Here is a 17,229-nt window from a genome sequence, read left to right on the forward strand (position 1 = left end):
AACGGGTCTTCTTTTGGACAATCTAAAATTGAACAGGAGGTCTGTCATATGAAGAAAAGGGAAGAGCAGTATATCAACGAGGCTGAGTATGTACCGCATCCGACAAAAGAAGGGGAGTACGCGCTCATGCTGCATGAATCCTATCATTTCCTTTCAGAAGAGGATGAAAGCGATTTGCCGGAATAAGGGCTTTATGCCTTTATTCCGTTTATTTTATAGGCATGTGCTGAAATCACAAATTTAAGGTTGACACATTCCTTTTTTTTCTGTAATCTCAGTGTGTCAATTCAAATAAGAACTTCGTTAGGTGAGGCTCCTGTATGGAGATACGCTGCTGCCCAAAAATGTCCAAAGACGCCAATGGGTCAACAGGAATCATCGACATAAGGTGATTCTTAACGCAGCTGGATGGCTGTCCTATGCCATACAGTGCTAAAGCTCTACGATTGGAGGCCCCGCACGTTTATTTGCCGTGCTTGTTTTCGCCTTCATATCAGAAGGTTTTTTTTATGCCTCAAAACGTACACGACTGAGCATGATAAGGAGGTGCGGAGTATGGATTCTCCCCATTCGAGTATGTCAGAAGAAGTACCCATATACAGCCAGATAACCAGTGACGACATGATGAGGAGACAAACCGCCGCACTTCCCTTGACGGACGGCGCGTCTCCGTAAAGGAGGTACGAGTCCCGATGGTCCAAAACATGACCTATGACGAACTCATATTACGCATTATCATTTTATTGCGGGACGGAAAAATAAAAGAATTCCGAAACATGATAGATGAGCTTCAGCCCTATGACATGGCATTTTTGTTTAAAGAAATGCCGGAAAAGCACCGGGCCCGCTATCTGTCATATATGACGGTTGATGACATCACCGACATGATCGGAGAGCTGGAGCGGGAATTTCAGCTTGCCGTTTTGCATAAAGTCGGTAAAACGAAAGCCACTCTCGCAATGAATAAAATGGATAACGACGATCTCGCCGCATTGCTGGAAGAGATGGATGAAGAACTGAAAGAACAGCTTTTATCCAGCATGGAGGCTGAGGAATCAAAAGCCGTACAGCTTTTGATGAACTATCCGCAAGAATCGGCGGGCCGGATGATGACGAACCGCTTCGTCTGGATTCCGCAGCATTATACAGTAAAAGATGCGGTCGTGAAGCTGAAAAGCTTTGCAGAAATCGCAGAATCAATAAATTATTTGTACGTGATTAATGACAGCAAGCAGCTTGTCGGAGTGCTTTCTTACAGAGATTTAATTCTCGGCGAGCCTGAGGATAAAGTGCAGGATCTCATGTTTACACGTGTCATCTCGGCCGGGGTGCTCCAAGACCAGGAAGAAGTCGCCCGGCTGATCCAGCGGTATGACTTTTTAGCCATTCCGATCGTGGAAGAAAATCATGTGCTTGTCGGTATTGTCACTGTCGATGATATTATTGACGTCGTGATTAAAGAAGCCGATGAAGATTACGAAAAATTCGCAGCCTCCGGTAAGGCGATTACATTTGATACGAAAGCGTACGTTGCGGCGTACCGCCGTTTGCCTTGGCTCATTCTGCTATTGTTTATCGGATTGATTTCCGGAAGCATTCTGAATTATTTTGAAGATACATTGCAAAAAGTCGTCGCCCTCGCGTTTTTCATGCCGATGATCGCGGGAACGACGGGTAATACAGGCACACAGTCACTCGCCGTCGTCATCAGAGGACTGGCTAAAGAAGAAATGAATAAAAAAACCATCTTTAAACTGATTTTCCGTGAATTAAGAACCGGTATCTATATCGGCATCGTCTGTGCGATCGCGATTACGATTGTTGCAACCGTCTGGCAGAAAGACTTAACGCTCGGTTTTGTCGTCGGTTCATCGCTGCTTGCAACGTTGATTATCGGTACGATGGCCGGAACGATCGTCCCTATTATTCTTCATAAATTGAACATTGACCCGGCGATTGCATCAGGTCCGCTGATTACGACGCTGAACGATATTTTGTCCTTATTAATTTATTTCGGCATTGCAACTGCATTTCTTCATGCTTTATAAAAAAAGTCCGTCTCACAGGAGGCGGACTTTTTTGATCAGCGATTTTTATACTTAAAATGAGCATTAAGCTGTCCTTCCAGCATTTTTTTGCGGAGCTGCGGGTCGTTTTTGAGAGCCTGTTCTTTTTTTCGCATGTCTTTTAAAATCTCAGCCGTCTGCACGCCGTCTTCCCGCTTGTTGGCAATATCCATCAGCCGCTCAACGTCCGCGAAGGAATACTTTCTCGTTCCCCGTGATGAACGCTGCGGATAAATTAATTTCCGTTCTTCATAGTATCTGATCTGTCTGACTGACAATCCGGTTAATTCGCTTACAATGCCGATCGAGATTACTTTTTTATCTTTGTAAGATTGTTCGTCTGTCGTCATTTTCCCACCCCTGGATGTCTTTTACTCATATTATATAAGAAAAAAAGAGAAAAAACCTGACGCTTGTCAGGTTTTCTGACGCGGAATAGAAAATTTTAGAAAAAAAGCGGCAGAAAAATTGACAAGGTTAATGCATGGTCCTGTGCCCCGTTTTATGCTGTACTATACAGACACAATGAGGAGGAAGGATAGGAATGGAGAAAGAAAAAGCGGTTTCGCTGGCAAAAGAAATCATTGAATTAGATATGAAACGCGACGAAATGCTGGAGGCGTTCATGCAGCTTGCCGGAGAACATGCTTTTCCGCTGCTCAGAGCCGTCCAGAACGGACTTTACCGAAAAACATCATAATCTACAGAAGTTTTACAATGGCTTTATACGTCTTTGATATAAAAGCGTTATTCTGATCATAGAATAACGGAAAACAAAGGAGGCCGCCATGAGTCGTTTGCTTCAAAATGCATTGGACAAAGAGAGAAACCATTATTCCAAAAAGCTTCTGCAGATCGGAGTCTATACGAAAGAAATACTCAATTCCATGACAATTACGGAGCTGAGAAAGGAATACGCGTATTTTTTTCGGAACATTCCCTATAAAGAACGGAACCCTTATACAAATTAAATGATGTATAAGGGTATTTTTTTATATAAAAAAGAAGGAATTCTGAAAAACGGCACGAATAGAATATAAAACAAAGATCGACTCTTATGAATTGTAAGGGTTTACATTATTTTTTTATAAAAATCTTAAATACGGGGTAGATATGATGAGATTATCATTTAACGAAGAAGAAGTGATGCGTTCGATGAATTTGTACAAAGTTTTTGCAAGGGCTTTCAAGAGTGTGTCTGAACACAGCATCCGCGACAGTAAAGAACACGGTTTTAATCCGACTGAATTTGCCGTTTTGGAGCTGCTTTATACGAGAGGACCGCAAAAGCTTCAGCAAATCGGGTCGCGTCTTTTGCTTGTCAGCGGGAATGTCACCTATGTCATCGACAAGCTTGAAAGAAACGGGTTTTTGGTCAGAGAACAAGACCCGAAGGACAAACGGTCTGTTTACGCCCATTTAACTGATAAAGGAAACGAGTATTTGGATAAAATTTATCCGATTCATTCATTGAGAATTGCGAGAGCGTTTTCAGGACTTATGCCTGAGGAACAGGAACAGCTGATAGCCTTACTGAAAAAAGCGGGAATTCACAGCCAGCATTTGCTTTTCCGTTAAAAGAAAGCGGATACAGACACTCTTCTTCACGAAGAGTGTTTTTTTTCTGTTCCGGACAGTAGAGCCTGAAGCGGTTTTTGCATAAGCTGATACAGGTCGGCATCATTATTTACCAATCATAATGTGACACGCCCCATGCCAAAATATGAGGGTGCTTTGATTATAAAGAAGGTGAACATGTGAGAAGCTGTCTGCTGTCTATATGGTACTTACTTGATCCGCTTTATTTCTTCTTTACCCGGCTGACGCTGATTGATAAACGGCAATCGAATGTATTCCGCGTCCGTTTGACTAGATATAAAGGAAAAGATGTCATCCTGAGCGACGGAACCAGAATTAAAAAAAACGACGTGTTAGTTAAGATTCATCTTCATAATGTCAAACTCCTGAAAGAGCTGCAGCCTATTGAAAGCGCGGTCAGAAGGGGGATTATGCTATATCAGAAGGTATATCAATCCATGCCTCATTTAGCGGATTATATTAACCAGCATAAACGGAAAGACGAGATTAAGGGAGTCGTCGGCATTACAATGCTTCATAAAGGAGCTGCGAGACTCGGTTTTGATGTGATAAAACCGTCCAGCGGCTGCTACAGGCTGTTTAAGAAAGCGGCCCATATTCCCATTTTATACTTTACTGCAAAACAGCTCACCCTCAAAAACATTCCTTACTCCTGCTATTTATTTATTTCCAAAGAAAAATTGATGTGCACGTATCAGACTGAAAAGAGCTGACAAAAAGCGTCAGCTCTTTCTCTTGATTTGCTCAAGCACGATTGAAAGCGGGCCGTCCTGCGGGTTCCGGTAAAAATCATAAAACGGATCTCCCTCTGTCCTGACGCGGTTCACTACTGTATCGATCGTATAATCATCAGGTGTTAAAGAGGAGTTGACTTCGCTCCAATAAAGGGGAGCCGCAACCGTTCCCAATTCGTTGCCCCGGGTCGAATAGGGGGCGATAATGGTTTTCCCTTCGGCATGCTGCAAATAATCTAGGTAGAGTCTGCCGTTTCGGTTTTTGATAAACCGCTCTGTCGTAAAAAGATCCGGCCGCGTCCTGACGCAATAATCGGCGACGAGCATTGTGAACGCACGGGTTTCTTCATAGGTGAATGCTTCCGGTGAAAGCGGGATGTAGAGCTGAATGCCTTTATTTCCGGAGAGCTTCGGGAATGACGTAATGCTGAATGAGTCAAACAGCTGTTTCAGCACATGCGCAGCCTCCACTGCCATAGGAAAATCATTCCTTGACGGAGGATCAAGATCAATGACAATCTCTGCGGGCCTTTCAGAATGCACTGTCTGAAACGGAACGTGAAATTCAAGCGCCAGCTGATTAGCCAGCCATAAAAGTGACGGTATGCTGCTGCATACGATGTGCTCGTGGCTCCCGTCAAACACGCTTGAGACAAAGTCCGGCGTGTAGTCCGGTTTGTTTTTTTGAAAAAAAGATTCGCCAGGCGCGCCGTGCGGATAACGGATCACCGTGACGGCACGATCTTTAAGAAAGGGCATCAGAAAATCGCTCATTTTCACCATATAACTAAGGAAATCTGCTTTCGTTTTTTCACGTTTTTTAAAAACAATCTTATCCAGACTTGTGAACTGCAGCTTCGGCGGCAGCGTTTTAGAGTGAAGGATAAGCTGTTGATACGTGCATTCCGTCCAATCCATTTCAAACTGAAAAGACACAAAAGATACTTCACGCAGCGTGTCCTGCAATATGGTTAAATACTGCACGGTCATGCAGATAGAAGGCTCAAGTGTATACTCGCCGCTTTTTTGTTTTTTTCCGTGGGTCTCCATAATGGTTCTGACGGCGTTTTTTTCTTCCGCCTGCATGCCGTGGGAAACGGACGCGATCGGGACGGCGATGCCGTCTTTTAAAACAGAGGCCGTTACATACCCGTTCTTCGGATTAAACCCGGTTAATAGCACATGTGCCGTTTTCATATGTTTATACTTTTGCCAGTCGGGGGAGCGTTTATTTTCCGCCCAGCCGCTGGAAGCCCTTTTTGCTACGATACCTTCTCCGTCATGGCGGACGACCTTGTCCCAAAGCGCATCAAAGTCAGTGTGTTCCGGAATGTATTGAATCGCTTCTTCCGCTAAGTGATGAGGGCAGGCGGGAAGATTTGCTTCTTTAAACAGTTTGGAAAGGGCGCGCTTCCGTTTCACATACGGTAATGAGACGGTGCCGGCGCCTTCCAGAACGAGGAGATCAAATGCCAGAAAGCGGCACGGCCGTCTATCAGCGTTGCTTTCAATTGCTTCCGTCCGTTTTAAACGTCCGCGGATTTGAAGATGCTCAAAGTCCGCTCTGTACGGATTGATTAAATAGACAAGCTCTCCGTCAAGCGTAATGGGGAACCTGTCTTTCATGTGCTGAAAACACCGAGCCGCAAAAGCTGTGATTTCCGGAAATTGACTCGTCAGCGTCTGGCCGTTTCTGCTGGTTAATGTCACGCCGCTTTCGTCTATGCGGAGAAGACAGCGGAACCCGTCATACTTTACCTCATAGCGCCACTCACTGCCTTCAGGCGGTACAGAGGTCAAAATCGGCTGCATCGTCAGCACCATGATTAAGACGTTCCGGCTTTTTGTCTGGTCGTTTTCTGCTTTTTGCCTCCGCCGCCTGCTGACGCGGCGTCTTTTGTCCGCGCCGGCGCAGCCTGTTCGCGATCCGGCCGCTTCGTCCGGTCAATGCTTGCCTGAAGCGCGCTGACAAGATCGATGACATCTTCGCGCGGGCCGGCAGCAGCCGGTGTCACGCCCGCTTCCTCATGTTCGAGCTTATCGTTAATTTTAGCGAGAAGGGCTTTCCGGTACGTATCTTCGTATTGTTCCGGGTCAAACTCGGTTGTCAGCTCATTAATTAACGTAATCGCCGTCTGCAGCTCTTTTTCATTAACGGCTGTCTGCTCGGGAACACCCGGCACATGTCCGGCATTTCTGACTTCATCCGGATAATGAATGGATTCCATCACGATGCAGTTGTCATACACGCGAAGAATCGCAAGCTGCTGTTTAGAGCGGATCGTAATGGAGGCAATCCCGATTTTACCCGTCGTCCTCAGCGCTTCCCGCAGAAGTGTATAGGCTTTTGTGCCGTTATCTCCCGGCCCGACATAATATGACCGGTTAAAATAAATCGGATCAATTTCCTGCAGCTGGACAAAGTCAACAATCTCAACCGCTTTTTCTTCATGTTCCTGTTTTACGTCTTTCAAGTCTTCGTCTGTCATAATGACGTATTTCCCTTTTACATACTCATAGCCTTTCACGATTTCATCAGGCTCCAGACTTTTTTCACATCCGGTGCAGATTTTTTCGTATTTAATCGGCGCATGGTCTTCTTTATGAAGACTGCGGAATTTTATATCTTTATCTTCAGTGGCCGCAAAGAGCTTGACCGGGATATTGACGAGGCCGAAACTGATCGAACCCTTCCACATCGTGTGCATGAATAAAAACTCCTTTTTGTCTTTATTGTGGATAAACGGGTCCGTTCCATGTGTAGCAACTTATGGGTGTTGCGGCGCTTCATGGAGCGGCTGTTCCATTTCCTCAGGCGGAAATGGTCGGCTGAAAAGCAAATGAATTCTTTATTTACAATCAGTGAATCGGTAAGTTCTTTAAAGCGCTGAAGTCCCTGAAAATCATCAGCGGTAATCAAAAAGATTATACAAAATCATTCCCCGGGAAATGCCCACGCATTCCCATGTGGTGACTGAGAAAATTTCCAGCTCCCATATGAACTGAATCCGCGGTCAGCCGCCGCTTACTTTTCCGGAGATCTTAAGTGATGTAAACGCCGCCAGACAAGCAATCAGGAGACAGGCGGGACGTTGTATTGCGCATGTCATTCCCTCCCGCTATACCGATCTGAAACGACTCACATTTATAACGGGCATGTCTAAAAGATATTTCAGCCTCAAGGTTTTGTGTTAAAATCATTCTTAAGTTTCGGAATATAGACGTAAGCCGGGAGTGATAGATCATCGAAGAATTCATCATATCAATAATAGAGGCGTTTAAAAGCTTATCTTACGCCGGGATTTTTTTGGCGCTCAGTATAGAATTCATCCCGGCGGAAATTGTTCTTCCGCTAGCGGGCTATTGGGTCTCAAAAGGGGATATGACACTTGCCGGGACCGTGTTTGCCGGTTCGCTCGGCGGTGTTTCAGGTCCGCTTGTCTTATATGGAATCGGCAGGCTGGGCGGTCGGCCGTTTTTGCTGAAATATGGAAAGTATATATGGATAAAACCCGAATCCCTGCAGAAATCAGATGATTTCTTTCAGAAGCACGGAGGTTTGGTCGCGTTCAGCGGCCGTTTTATACCGGGGGTCAGGACGCTGATTTCTTTGCCGTGCGGCATTGCGAAGATGAATGTCTGGGTGTTCTCTCTATATACATATGCAGCGATGCTGCCGATTACATTTGCTTACGTATACCTCGGAATGAAACTCGGGGAAAATTGGAAAAGCGTCGGTTCCATTCTCGATCAATATATGCTGCCGCTCGGTATATTCATTGTGTTGCTTCTCATTCTTTGGATGTTTTTAAAGAGAAGAAAACAGCGGGCCAAAACAGAAAAAATTTCTCAATTTGTTAAAAAAGTTAAGCGTTGACAAATGATGAAACAGGCTTTATCATATGCGTATAAACAAATATTTCTTGAAATCCCAAAGGGGAGTAGCGTCCGGATATTCCGGAAACAAAGTCGTCAATTCATGGATTATATCCATCGGCTTTGTTGGCATGCCAATCATTCATGTCTAGCAAGACCTTTGCCTTATATCGGCAAAGGTCTTTTTTGCGTAAAAAACCGCCGGTATAAGCTCGGATGATAGAAAAAAGAAACGGAGGGAATGGATTGGACTTTGCATTATTATTGGAGTATGGATGGGTTCTTCTCGTTTTAATCGGGCTTGAAGGGATTTTGGCGGCGGATAACGCGCTGGTGATGGCTGTGATGGTGAAGCATCTTCCTGAAAAACAAAGGAAGAAGGCTTTATTTTACGGATTGGCGGGCGCATTTATTTTGCGTTTCGGGTCGCTGTTCGCCATTTCTTTTCTGGTGAATGTTTGGCAGGTCCAGGCCGTCGGCGCGTTATATCTGTTTTACATTGCGGTCAGCCATTTGCTGAAGCGGTATGTATTTAAAGATAACGCCGGTCAGAAAATGCAGAAAGAAAGCGGGTTTTGGCAGACTGTCTTGAAAGTGGAGCTCGCGGACATCGCTTTTGCCGTTGACTCCATTTTAGCGGCGGTCGCGCTTGCCGTAACGCTCCCGGGAACTCAGCTTCCTGCCATCGGCGGCTTGGACGGCGGTCAGTTTCTCGTTATTTTAGCCGGCGGCGTAATCGGTTTAATCATTATGCGTTTTGCGGCATCGATGTTCGTATCCTTACTGAAAACCAGGCCGGGCCTTGAAACGGCGGCATTTGTGATTGTCGGATGGGTAGGCGTGAAGCTCGCTCTTTATACATTGGCCCATGAGGAACTCGGTATAATTCCGGCAGATGTCATCCATTCGGCGGCCTGGAAAATCATTTTCTGGGCGGTTCTGGCTGCCATTGCGGTTTGCGGATGGTTTATGTCAGGAGCAAAACAAATAGAGTCTGACGCGGAATCGGAAAAAAGAGAACACGCGTAAAATGATCAAAAAGGGAGTCTGGCTTTTTATAAAGCAGGTTCCCTTTTTTGTTTGAAACGCTTACATTTAAGACATATGATAACAATTTTATAACAGCATTGTTACAAAAAACACAGAGAAAACCCCCTTAATTCTGCATGGGGGCACGAAATCATGTATAGTACGTCTTATTGGCTTGTCATAATTGAGACAAATGAAATCGATTTCTCTTTTTCTTCCTTTGCGAATCCCTACTAAATTAGCTATGATTATGAGTAGTTATAGGGAGGAACTGAGGTGAAACCAGTGCTTAGCCTTTTGTTTAAATTGGGAAAAAAGAAGCAAACGCTTGAAACATCTGTTGAAAAAATACAAAAAGGCGACAAAGATCTGCAGAACGATTTAATACAGCAATATAAGCCTTTTATCGCGAAGACGGTTTCATCCGTTTGTAAACGATATATAGATGAAAAAGACGACGAATTCAGCATCGGGCTGATCGCGTTTAACGAAGCCATTGAAAAATATTCGGCTGAAAAAGGTAATTCGCTGCTTGCATTTGCAGAGCTGATTATAAAAAGAAAAGTGATAGACTATATCAGAAAAGAAGCAAGAACCGCTCAGCATATCAATATGGATGTGCAGGAAGGCGACGACCAGGAATCTTCGCAGAGCCTTATCGAAGCGGAGCTTTCCATTGATGAATACCGCAAACAGATAGAACAGGAACAGCGCCGGGAAGAAATTCTTTTTTTTCAGAAGCAGCTGAAAGAATACGGCCTGTCTTTTAAAGAGCTGCTGGAACAATCGCCGAAGCATACAGATGCGAGGCAGAATGCGATTAAGGTAGCCTACACGCTTGTTGAAAATGAAGAGCTGGCGTCCATTTTGCACCAGAAAAAACAGCTTCCTGTCAAGCAGCTGGAGCAGCTCGTGTCGGTCAGCAGAAAAACGATCGAACGGAACCGAAAATATATCATCGCCATGAGTATTATTATTACCGGTGATTATATTTATTTAAAAGATTATCTTAAAGGGGTGTTGCACTCATGAGAAGAGGGATCATAGTAGAGAAAAATAAAAAATTCGTCACGTTGCTAACCCCTGACGGACAATTTTTAAAAACAAAAAATGATCACCGCACTTGTGAAATCGGAGAGGAAATTACGTTCGAAGGCGAAACGCGTATGGGAAGAAGGGCCAGCTTTTTTGATTTTCTGAAACTGCGCCCTTTTAAATTGGGAGTGTTTACGATGACTGCTATTATTTTGTTTATTTTAATTTTGCTCCCGGTTTTTTCTGATAACAAAGCTTACGCGTATATGACGCTTGACATTAATCCCAGCATTGAAATGGCTTTAAACAGCAAATATGAAGTCATTGAACTGACACCGCTGAACCATGACGCCAAACAGGTCATCAGTGACATCGGAGATTGGAAAAGCAGCGATTTTAAAGAAGTCATCAGTAATATTATTACCGATTGCAGCAAGCATGGATATGTAAAGGAATCAAAAGAGATTTTAATTTCCACGGTTTATGAAAATACGGATGACAATACATATAAAAAAGGCGTTAAAAAACAGCTGGCTGACATGACTGAAAAATATAAGGGCACCTACCAGGTCCAATCGCTTGAATCTGATATGGAAACAAGAGAAAAAGCAAAACAGGAAGGGATGTCAACAGGCAGCTACATAAGAAGAAACGAAAAGAAAACAGAAGAAAAACAGCCTGAAAAGCAAACCGACGGCAATGAAACAGATCAAAAAGATACCGAAACAGACGCTGATCAAAGCGAGCAGCCGGACACAGAAAAGCCGGCGGCTGATGAAAAGACAGCTCCTGATGAAGAAAAGGCAGCAGAGAAGCCGGGAAACAATGAAACAACGCCCGGTACGGAAGAAGCGAAGCCGGACAGTCAGGACGGCAATCAGCAAACCGAAAAAAATGCAGCTTCCGGATCAGAGGAAAACACACAGAAGGAACAAGATGGGGAAACAGAGCAGCCCCCAACACAAAATCCTCAGGAAAACGGAAATGACAAAGAGCCTAAGCAAAAGTATTACAATCATTACTGGAATCATGATCGCAATGAACATTGGGAATCCTATCGGCATCATGAAGATTCATCAGACCGAAGGAATCCGAATGGCTACCGGCACGGAAAGGAGAATGCCGATAAATATCAAAATTCGCCGAGAAGTCCCGGCGAATAAGCTGCATTATTGATTTTTCCCGTTTAATTGTGATTGAGCCTGCTGTACAAGACGTTTTGTCATTTCCCCGCCTACAGAGCCGTTTGCGCGTGCTGCTGTATCAGAGCTAAGGTTCACGCCGAATTCTTGAGCCACTTCGTATTTAAATTGGTCAAGTGCCTGCTCAGCCCCTGGAACTAAGAGTTTATTTCTGCTCGCCATCTTTTTCATCTCCTTTTCTCTGGCAAGATGTGTTTTCGCATTTTAGTTTCAAACGGAACGGTATTGATTATGCTGGCAATTGTTGTACAGCAAAAAAACCCCGGCGCAGACACCGGGGCGAAGAAGCGTTATGAATTATAATAAATGGCTGGTCATTTTGTAGGCTGAGGCTTGAATATGGAAAGTCAAAACGGAGAGCACCGTGACGGCGATTATGGATCTGATATTGTTCCATTGTCTGCCTCCGAGTTCTTTAAAGCAGCTTTTGAGCTTGTCCGTCTGCTCTTCGACGAGCTCCTGCAGGCTCGTTTCCTTCATCGGCGGGTTTGCCTTATGATGAAGATAATCAATCACTTGGGCGCAGCTTTCATAGTAGCTGATCGGGCTGATGACGTCGTCTGATCTGTCTGTGATCGTGTTAAAAGCGATTTTTAATATGCCGCGTATATGTTCGAAGTCATAAATTGATTTTAAATCACGTACAATGAGAAGGATGACAGCTTGTTCAATTGTATATTTTTTGCCGAGTAAGGGGTGGCCGATTAAATCTTTAATATCGCGCTTCACCCAGTTTTGGACGGCGGTTGATTTTAAAGACGTCAGCTCGCACAGATTTCCCAGCTCGACAATCTCGTTAGTTGAAAGCCCGTATTCCTTTTTCTCTTTTTTTCGTTCGAATCTCGTCAGAAATTCAGGGATATGCAGACGGCTTTCCGCTTCATCCAAGGTCATATCCGCTGATTGCAATAAGATTTGGAGAGGGGTTGCGTCTCCTTGGCCTTTTAGCGCGTAAAGAAGCCGGACCATATCAGTTCGGGTCAGTTTAAACGTGTTCATGGTTCACCTCTGATTGATTACGTGTTACTTTTTAATATCAATGGGAATTACATTAACATCATACGTCGAAATTGTTGCATTTTCAAACAGATCATTTATAATTTAAGTAAATAAGTTCTTTTGATCTTAAAAAAGACGGAGGTAATTATGGCGAAAAGAATATTTCTGTTTATTTTAACGAACCTTTTGGTCATTACGACAATCGGAATTGTGCTTACGATTATTACAAGCGTTACCGGTGTCGGCTCGTATATACAAAATGGCCGCATTGATCTGATGGCATTGCTCGTGTTCAGTCTTGTCGTCGGTTTTGTCGGTTCTTTTATTTCTCTCGGAATGTCCAGATGGATGGCCAAAACGATGATGGGCGTCCGGGTGTTAAATCCGAAGAAACAGTCGCTCAGCTATGAAGAACAGCAATTGGTTGACCGTGTGCACAGATTGTCCCGTGCCGCAGGGATGACGAAAATGCCTGAAGTCGGCATTTATCATTCCCCGGAGGTCAATGCTTTTGCGACCGGACCTTCTAAGCGCCGTTCGCTTGTCGCGGTTTCTTCAGGTTTATTGCAGCAGATGGATGATGCTGCGGTGGAAGGGGTCCTTGCCCATGAAGTCGCACACATCACAAACGGTGATATGGTCACGATGACGCTGCTGCAGGGAATCGTCAATACGTTCGTCGTATTCCTTTCCCGAATCGCGGCATGGGTTGCAAGCCGCTTTGTCAAAGAAGACCTCGCGCCGGTCGTTCATTTTATCGCGATGATCGTGTTTCAGATTATCTTTTCCATTCTCGGCAGTCTTGTCGTCTTCGCCTACTCGCGCCACAGAGAGTTTCACGCTGACCGCGGCGGTGCAGACCTTGCCGGCAAGGATAAAATGATTCACGCCCTGCGTACGCTGAAGTCTTATACAGGACATGTGAATGAAGAAGACCAGACGGCGGTGCAGACGTTAAAAATTAACGGCAAAAAGCATTCGTCACTGTTCTCCACACACCCTGATCTCGATGAGCGCATCCGCAGGCTGGAAGCAAAATAATCAACAAAACCTCTGACAATCGTTTCAGAGGTTTTTTGTTTAAAGATCGGCAAATTACATAAGGTAATGAAAAATCTTTCTAAAAAGCCCTTTAAAAATACTCCCAATATCATTAGAATAATTACGTACTACATTTGAGAGGCAGAAGGAACTATCTTATGAAATTAACACTGAAGAAATTCATACAGATCTTGTCGCCTGCACAGCTGATTGCATTATATTATTTTCTTGCTGTGACGGTGGCATTTATTTTGCTAAGTCTGCCGGCCGCCCACAAACAAGGGGCCAGCTGGTCGTTTATAGACGCGCTGTTTACGGCTGTCAGCTCAGTCAGTGTCACCGGTTTAACGGTCGTCAACACGGCTGATACATTCAGCACGGCCGGGATTGTCATTTTGGCTTTCGTGCTTCAATTCGGCGGAATCGGCATCATGACGCTCGGAACATTCGTCTGGCTCATTATGGGCAAACGGATCGGTCTGCGGGAACGGAAGCTCATCATGGTGGATCAGAATCAATCGCAGTTTTCCGGTATCGTCAACCTGATGAAGCAAGTACTGTTTTTGATTTTATTAATCGAGTTTTTAGGCGGCATCATCTTAGGAACATATTTTTTAACGTATTATGATTCGTTTGAACAGGCGTACTTGCACGGATTCTTTGCGAGCGTCAGCGCCACGACAAACGGCGGTTTTGATATTACGGGAAATTCACTCGTCCCGTTCAGACATGACTATTTCGTGCAGTTTATTACGATGATTCTGATTATTTTCGGTGCGATCGGTTTTCCGGTGCTCGTAGAAGTAAAGGACTTTTTGTTTTCAAAACAGCGCAGATACTCATTCACGCTGTTTACGAAAATTACGACCGTTACGTTCGGAATGCTCGTTTTGTTCGGAGCCGTGGGCATTTACGCGCTTGAAGCAAGCCATGTCATGAAAGGGAAAAGCTGGCATGATGTTTTATTTTTATGTCTCTTTCAATCAACCGCTACGCGAAGCGGCGGGCTTGCGACAATTGACATCAGCCAGCTGTCGGCGCCGACATTATTTTTCATCTGCGCCCTCATGTTCATCGGCGCATCACCGAGCTCGGTCGGCGGCGGAATCCGTACGACGACGTTTGCGCTTAACCTTCTTGCCCTGTTTCATTTTGCCCGGGGGAATAAAGCGGTCAAGGTCTTTAAACGCGAGCTTCACCAGGCTGATGTCATGAAGTCGCTGGTCGTTACGATGATGGCGATTCTGCTCGTGTTCGGATCGACGCTGATTCTGGCCGTGACGGAGACAAATCAGACGCTGCTCGGACTGCTGTTTGAAGTGTGTTCCGCATTCGGAACGACCGGCCTGTCGCTTGGGATTACTCCGCATTTAAGCGACATCGGAAAATGCGTCATCATGATTGTCATGTTTATCGGCCGGATCGGCATTTTGACGTTCCTTTATCTGATCGGCCGAAAAGAAATCGAAGCAAATTATCACTATCCGAAGGAAAGAATAATTATCGGCTGACACCGCTTTTCAGAAAGCGGTGTTTTTTATTACCGTAAAATGGATGAGTGGAAACAGTTTCTTTGGAGATTCTACTTGTAAAGAGGTGACGTCATTGTTTGCCGTATTTTGGAAGTCGGTAGTTATGATAGCGGTCGGTACCTTTTTATTGCGGATTGCCGGACGGAAATCAATCAGCCAGCTGTCGGTGACCCAGACAGTCATCATGATTTCGATCGGCTCGATTATTATTCAGCCGTTTATTGAACATAATTTATGGGAAACTATTTTCGCGGCGGCGATTTTTATTGCGGTATTAATCCTGATGGAATATTTAGAAATCAAATCAAGCTTTTTTGAGTTTTTATTTTCAGGAAAAACCGTCGCCGTTGTCAGAAACGGAAAAATCATCCCGGAAAACTTAAAAAAAATGCGTTTTACCGAAGCTCAGCTGTCAATGAGGATCAGGCAGGAAGGCCTCGGAGACATTCAAGATTTTAAATATGTGCTGCTTGAGCCGAACGGACAGATCGGCTATGAACTCATTGATGAGGCCAAAAACGTGACAGTGCGCGACTTGAAAAAAATGCTTGATGAATTCAAAACAGATTTGCTGACAGAAGGAGGAAATCAAATGAAACGCAAAGCAGCAAAGAATGAAGCTTTGACCAACAACAACACACCGACTGAGAGCATGGACAAAGATGCATACAAAACACAATATGACGGTGATCCCGGACTGAGAGGCGCAAACCGCAAATCAAAACACGGCAAACAAGGAGGCGAGTAACATGACGAAAAAAAACCGCCACAGCAAAGACATGCAAAACCATAAAAAGCCGATGGACCCTAAATTGCTTGAAGAAGAGTTTGCAAGCGAGCTCGGTGATTATAACGCCGGAAAATGGATTGAAACGCTTGAACAGACGAAGCCAAAGAAAAAAGAAGACGGCAAACAATAAAAAATACCTCTTAGGCGATAACGCTTAAGAGGTATTTTGCATTATTTCGAATAAGCACCGTTTCTTGTTCCTTTCACCGCTTCAAGCCAGCCGGTGATCCGCAGCTCAATAAACGGCTGTGCGGCCGTTTTCACCGCATTGCTGGAGAGAATGGACGTAAGAGCGGCCGTTAAAATTAAGAGCATGACTAAATTCTGATAATCAGACAAGTGATCTTCAAGCCCGATCTGCCGCAGCGTTTTTATAATGAATCCATGCAGCAGATACACGTAAAACGTTCTCGTACCCCATTTCGTAAAGAAATAACGCTTTTGCGGAACGAGCGCCAAAAAGCTGAAAGTGGCGGCAAAGGCCAAAACATACCAGCCGATGCGCGACAGACCGCTCAACAGCGACACTGTGCCGAATGTAGAATAAGGCTCCGAACCGAACAGCCACGAGTAATCAAAATCAATACACCAGCATAAGAGGAAAACAATCCCCAGTACGCCCGCGGCAATCTGCCTGCCTCTTTTAGCCCGAAGCAAATCAAAGTGCTGTTTCTTTAAATAAAACCCGACAAGAAACATCGGTAGAAAAACAAACGTCCGTGAAAGACTCAGCGTGCTGCTGATAAAATCAAGATACCCGATCATGACGGCAAGCCCGCAGCTCGCCCCAAGCGCCCACATTTTCGGCAGCTTCGTAAAGGGGTAAAGCAGCAGATTCCAAAAGAATAAGCTGACTAAAAACCAGAGAGACCACTGCGGATCAATCGGATTGACGCTTGCCATGCTTTCATCCTGAATCAAATAGTAAAAAACTGAGTAAATGCCCTGAAAAATCAAGTACGGAATAATCAGCTTCACAGCCAGCTTCTTCACATAACCTTTCCGCTTAAAGTTTTTTGCGAAATAGCCGGAAACCAGGATAAAGGCCGGCATATGAAAAGTATAAATGAATTTGTAGAGATGAAGCATAAACTCATTTCCGTTAATAAATGACCGGAGGATATGGCCGAACACCACCAGAAAAATCAAGATAAACTTGGCGTTGTCAAAGTAACTGTCTCGCGATTTTGTCATAGCATCACCTTCTCTTCAAAAATCATCCACTGCATGATTATTTCCTGTTGGTGTTCATTTTAAAATAAAAAACAAAAAATTGAAGGAGGACAAAAGGGATTGTTAGGATGATGTAATGGGGAGGTAAGGATC

At 44.5% G+C, this 17,229-nt stretch carries 19 protein-coding genes, 1 pseudogene and 1 riboswitch; of the genes and pseudogenes, 14 read left to right on the forward strand and 6 right to left on the reverse strand.

The window, feature by feature from the left end; translation table 11 throughout:
* Positions 1–48 precede the first annotated feature (48 nt).
* The gene (locus NYE68_RS07450; RefSeq protein ID WP_003154740.1) at positions 49–186 is read left to right on the forward strand and encodes a transcriptional regulator SplA domain-containing protein; all 138 of its coding nucleotides are present in this window, start codon (positions 49–51) and stop codon (positions 184–186) included.
* Positions 187–292: 106 nt separating this feature from the next.
* A riboswitch (M-box (ykoK) riboswitch) is annotated at positions 293–458 on the forward strand.
* A 234-nt stretch (positions 459–692) separates the two neighbouring features.
* Positions 693–2,048 (forward strand): magnesium transporter, encoded by a 1,356-nt coding sequence (gene mgtE, locus NYE68_RS07455; protein ID WP_012117400.1) that lies wholly within the window; start codon positions 693–695, stop codon positions 2,046–2,048.
* A gap of 35 nt (positions 2,049–2,083) precedes the next feature.
* Here the strand turns inward: mgtE and tnrA are convergent, their stop codons facing one another.
* Positions 2,084–2,416: a MerR family transcriptional regulator TnrA gene (gene tnrA / locus NYE68_RS07460; protein ID WP_003154734.1), complete on the reverse strand. Its 333-nt coding sequence runs from the start codon at positions 2,414–2,416 to the stop codon at positions 2,084–2,086.
* Positions 2,417–2,610: 194 nt separating this feature from the next.
* On the opposite strand from tnrA, the gene NYE68_RS07465 reads away from it, so the two are divergent.
* The 4 genes from NYE68_RS07465 to NYE68_RS07480 all read left to right on the forward strand — a co-directional run bounded on the left by NYE68_RS07465 (position 2,611) and on the right by NYE68_RS07480 (position 4,378).
* The gene (locus tag NYE68_RS07465; RefSeq protein WP_003154733.1) at positions 2,611–2,766 is read left to right on the forward strand and encodes a hypothetical protein; all 156 of its coding nucleotides are present in this window, start codon (positions 2,611–2,613) and stop codon (positions 2,764–2,766) included.
* An 88-nt stretch (positions 2,767–2,854) separates the two neighbouring features.
* Positions 2,855–3,037 carry a Fur-regulated basic protein FbpA gene (locus tag NYE68_RS07470; RefSeq protein ID WP_003154731.1) on the forward strand — a complete coding sequence of 61 codons (183 nt, stop codon included), beginning with the start codon at positions 2,855–2,857 and terminating at the stop codon, positions 3,035–3,037.
* Positions 3,038–3,179: 142 nt separating this feature from the next.
* Complete coding sequence (locus NYE68_RS07475) at positions 3,180–3,644, forward strand: MarR family transcriptional regulator (RefSeq protein ID WP_007610911.1); 465 nt, start codon at positions 3,180–3,182, stop codon at positions 3,642–3,644.
* A 179-nt stretch (positions 3,645–3,823) separates the two neighbouring features.
* A complete protein-coding gene (locus NYE68_RS07480) occupies positions 3,824–4,378 on the forward strand; it encodes a hypothetical protein (RefSeq protein WP_015417328.1) in 555 nt (184 codons plus the stop codon).
* Between the two features lie 9 nt (positions 4,379–4,387).
* On the opposite strand, the gene NYE68_RS07485 is transcribed toward NYE68_RS07480, so the two are convergent.
* The gene (locus NYE68_RS07485; RefSeq protein ID WP_053573374.1) at positions 4,388–6,223 is read right to left on the reverse strand and encodes a DNA ligase D; all 1,836 of its coding nucleotides are present in this window, start codon (positions 6,221–6,223) and stop codon (positions 4,388–4,390) included.
* 2 nt (positions 6,224–6,225) lie between these two features.
* Entirely contained in the window at positions 6,226–7,107 is an 882-nt protein-coding gene (locus NYE68_RS07490; protein ID WP_007610913.1) for a Ku protein, read from the reverse strand.
* 533 nt (positions 7,108–7,640) lie between these two features.
* Here NYE68_RS07490 and NYE68_RS07495 point away from each other — a divergent pair.
* The 4 genes and pseudogenes from NYE68_RS07495 to NYE68_RS07510 all read left to right on the forward strand — a co-directional run bounded on the left by NYE68_RS07495 (position 7,641) and on the right by NYE68_RS07510 (position 11,502).
* A complete protein-coding gene (locus NYE68_RS07495) occupies positions 7,641–8,276 on the forward strand; it encodes a DedA family protein (RefSeq protein ID WP_172437942.1) in 636 nt (211 codons plus the stop codon).
* A gap of 25 nt (positions 8,277–8,301) precedes the next feature.
* Positions 8,302–9,304, forward strand: a pseudogene (locus NYE68_RS07500) (TerC family protein).
* A 276-nt stretch (positions 9,305–9,580) separates the two neighbouring features.
* Complete coding sequence (gene sigI, locus NYE68_RS07505) at positions 9,581–10,336, forward strand: RNA polymerase sigma factor SigI (protein WP_003154719.1); 756 nt, start codon at positions 9,581–9,583, stop codon at positions 10,334–10,336.
* Positions 10,333–11,502 carry an anti-sigma factor domain-containing protein gene (locus tag NYE68_RS07510; protein WP_007407209.1) on the forward strand — a complete coding sequence of 390 codons (1,170 nt, stop codon included), beginning with the start codon at positions 10,333–10,335 and terminating at the stop codon, positions 11,500–11,502. The genes sigI and NYE68_RS07510 overlap by 4 nt, the downstream gene beginning before the upstream one ends.
* Positions 11,503–11,508: 6 nt before the next feature.
* Here the strand turns inward: NYE68_RS07510 and NYE68_RS07515 are convergent, their stop codons facing one another.
* The gene (locus tag NYE68_RS07515) at positions 11,509–11,703 is read right to left on the reverse strand and encodes an alpha/beta-type small acid-soluble spore protein (protein WP_003154717.1); all 195 of its coding nucleotides are present in this window, start codon (positions 11,701–11,703) and stop codon (positions 11,509–11,511) included.
* A gap of 135 nt (positions 11,704–11,838) precedes the next feature.
* Entirely contained in the window at positions 11,839–12,540 is a 702-nt protein-coding gene (locus NYE68_RS07520; protein WP_015417331.1) for a DUF1836 domain-containing protein, read from the reverse strand.
* 147 nt (positions 12,541–12,687) lie between these two features.
* Here NYE68_RS07520 and htpX point away from each other — a divergent pair, with 147 nt between their 5' ends.
* The 4 genes from htpX to NYE68_RS07540 all read left to right on the forward strand — a co-directional run bounded on the left by htpX (position 12,688) and on the right by NYE68_RS07540 (position 16,033).
* Complete coding sequence (htpX, locus tag NYE68_RS07525) at positions 12,688–13,581, forward strand: protease HtpX (protein ID WP_007407207.1); 894 nt, start codon at positions 12,688–12,690, stop codon at positions 13,579–13,581.
* A 158-nt stretch (positions 13,582–13,739) separates the two neighbouring features.
* On the forward strand, positions 13,740–15,092 hold the full coding sequence (locus tag NYE68_RS07530; protein ID WP_015417332.1) for a TrkH family potassium uptake protein: 1,353 nt from the start codon (positions 13,740–13,742) through the stop codon (positions 15,090–15,092).
* A 94-nt stretch (positions 15,093–15,186) separates the two neighbouring features.
* Complete coding sequence (locus NYE68_RS07535) at positions 15,187–15,861, forward strand: YetF domain-containing protein (protein ID WP_021493789.1); 675 nt, start codon at positions 15,187–15,189, stop codon at positions 15,859–15,861.
* A gap of 1 nt (position 15,862) precedes the next feature.
* A complete protein-coding gene (locus NYE68_RS07540; RefSeq protein WP_007610936.1) occupies positions 15,863–16,033 on the forward strand; it encodes a hypothetical protein in 171 nt (56 codons plus the stop codon).
* A gap of 41 nt (positions 16,034–16,074) precedes the next feature.
* Here the strand turns inward: NYE68_RS07540 and NYE68_RS07545 are convergent, their stop codons facing one another.
* The gene (locus NYE68_RS07545; RefSeq protein WP_007408475.1) at positions 16,075–17,097 is read right to left on the reverse strand and encodes an acyltransferase family protein; all 1,023 of its coding nucleotides are present in this window, start codon (positions 17,095–17,097) and stop codon (positions 16,075–16,077) included.
* Between the last annotated feature and the right edge of the window lie 132 nt (positions 17,098–17,229).

The organism is Bacillus sp. FSL R5-0447, assembly GCF_038606125.1.
Lineage (GTDB): Bacteria > Bacillota > Bacilli > Bacillales > Bacillaceae > Bacillus > Bacillus velezensis.

Coding starts and splice junctions, on each gene's coding strand:
- NYE68_RS07450 (WP_003154740.1), top strand. CDS start 49: ATGAAGAAAAGGGAAGAGCAGTATATCAACGAGGCTGAGTATGTACCG.
- mgtE (WP_012117400.1), top strand. CDS start 693: ATGGTCCAAAACATGACCTATGACGAACTCATATTACGCATTATCATT.
- tnrA (WP_003154734.1), bottom strand. CDS start 2,416: ATGACGACAGACGAACAATCTTACAAAGATAAAAAAGTAATCTCGATC.
- NYE68_RS07465 (WP_003154733.1), top strand. CDS start 2,611: ATGGAGAAAGAAAAAGCGGTTTCGCTGGCAAAAGAAATCATTGAATTA.
- NYE68_RS07470 (WP_003154731.1), top strand. CDS start 2,855: ATGAGTCGTTTGCTTCAAAATGCATTGGACAAAGAGAGAAACCATTAT.
- NYE68_RS07475 (WP_007610911.1), top strand. CDS start 3,180: ATGATGAGATTATCATTTAACGAAGAAGAAGTGATGCGTTCGATGAAT.
- NYE68_RS07485 (WP_053573374.1), bottom strand. CDS start 6,223: ATGGTGCTGACGATGCAGCCGATTTTGACCTCTGTACCGCCTGAAGGC.
- NYE68_RS07490 (WP_007610913.1), bottom strand. CDS start 7,107: ATGCACACGATGTGGAAGGGTTCGATCAGTTTCGGCCTCGTCAATATC.
- NYE68_RS07510 (WP_007407209.1), top strand. CDS start 10,333: ATGAGAAGAGGGATCATAGTAGAGAAAAATAAAAAATTCGTCACGTTG.
- NYE68_RS07515 (WP_003154717.1), bottom strand. CDS start 11,703: ATGGCGAGCAGAAATAAACTCTTAGTTCCAGGGGCTGAGCAGGCACTT.
- NYE68_RS07520 (WP_015417331.1), bottom strand. CDS start 12,540: ATGAACACGTTTAAACTGACCCGAACTGATATGGTCCGGCTTCTTTAC.
- htpX (WP_007407207.1), top strand. CDS start 12,688: ATGGCGAAAAGAATATTTCTGTTTATTTTAACGAACCTTTTGGTCATT.
- NYE68_RS07530 (WP_015417332.1), top strand. CDS start 13,740: ATGAAATTAACACTGAAGAAATTCATACAGATCTTGTCGCCTGCACAG.
- NYE68_RS07540 (WP_007610936.1), top strand. CDS start 15,863: ATGACGAAAAAAAACCGCCACAGCAAAGACATGCAAAACCATAAAAAG.
- NYE68_RS07545 (WP_007408475.1), bottom strand. CDS start 17,097: ATGACAAAATCGCGAGACAGTTACTTTGACAACGCCAAGTTTATCTTG.